The following is a 1,188-nucleotide window of genomic DNA, read 5'->3' as shown; positions in this document are numbered from 1 at the left end:
CATGATATCCGATTGTTCGAACGTGGTATAAGTCGGATTATCTTTGAAGTGAGCGTAAATCATATATTTCAGTGGTTGTTATGTATTAGTCATCTGGTCACCAATCACGCTATCTATGTAGGAGGTCGCCGCCAGCGTCAGATGTGTAAAAGGGCGTGGGTCAGGACCTTGGGTCAGGGTCGTGGGTCAGGACCGTGGGTCAGGGCCGTGGGCGCGCGACGTGGTCGCGCGCGTGCGCGATCGCCGCGTCGAGGTCCTCGAAGAGGTGCTGCTCGCTCGCGAGCTCGTCGAGCACGCCGACGCGGGTGAGCACGCTGCGGTGCTGCTCCTGCACGCCCTTGACGAGCACGGTGACCCCTGACCGCTCGAGGGTTCCGACGAGCTCGGCGAGCGCGTGCGCTCCCGTCGCGTCGACGAGCCGCAGCCCGGAGAGGCGCAGGACGACGACGCGTGCGCCGTGGTCGCGCTGGACGGTCTCAGCGATGCGGTCGGCGGCGCCGAAGAACATCGAGCCGTCAAGCCTGAAGAGTGCGATCTGTTCGTCGCCGTCGGCCGCAGGCCCGGGCAGGGGCTGCCGGTGGACGACGGACGCGCGCGAGAGCGCGCGCAGCGCGAGGAGCGCCGCGACCGCGAGCCCGACGACGATCGCCTGGACGAGGTCGACGGCGATCGTCACGATCGCGGTGACGACGAGGACGAGCGCGCTGCCGCGCGTCGAGCGCAGGACGGTCCGTACGGCGCGGACGTCGACCATCCGCACGGCGGTGACCATGAGGACGCCGGAGAGCGCGGCGAGCGGGATCTGCCCGACGGGCCCGGTCGCGGCGTAGATGACGACGAGGATGACGAGGCCGTGGACGACGGCCGCGAGGCGGGTCCGTGCGCCGGCGCGGACGTTGACGGCGGTGCGGGCGATCGCGCCGGTCGCGGGCATGCCGCCGAAGAGCCCGGCGGCGACGCTTGCGAGGCCCTGGCCGACGAGCTCGCGATCGGGGTCGTAGCGGCGGGCGGCGGCGGGGGGGGGGGGGGGGGGGGGGGGGGCGGGGGGGGGGGGGGGCAGGAGGGGCCGGGACGCGGGGCGGGCCCTTTTTAAAATCTGGAGGCGCCGGCGGAGCCCGCAGGGGGGGTGGTATGGGGGTGGCGAGGGTCTGAAAAAAAAAAAGACAGAAGAGCAAGATGATGGAGGAG

The 1,188-nt window shown here is 70.0% G+C and carries 1 protein-coding gene; it reads right to left on the bottom strand.

The annotated features are described in order from the left end of the window. Window positions 1-199: 199 nt before the first annotated feature. Window positions 200-1,060, bottom strand: coding sequence for a SulP family inorganic anion transporter (locus C1729_RS14210; protein ID WP_242493925.1), 861 nt, complete (start codon window positions 1,058-1,060; stop codon window positions 200-202). Window positions 1,061-1,188: the final 128 nt, after the last annotated feature.

The sequence above is a fragment of the Sanguibacter massiliensis genome, from assembly GCF_900240335.1.
Lineage (GTDB): Bacteria > Actinomycetota > Actinomycetes > Actinomycetales > Cellulomonadaceae > Flavimobilis > Flavimobilis massiliensis.
Note: the sequence above shows the minus strand (reverse complement) of the source record. Positions and strands in the feature narration are given on the sequence as shown.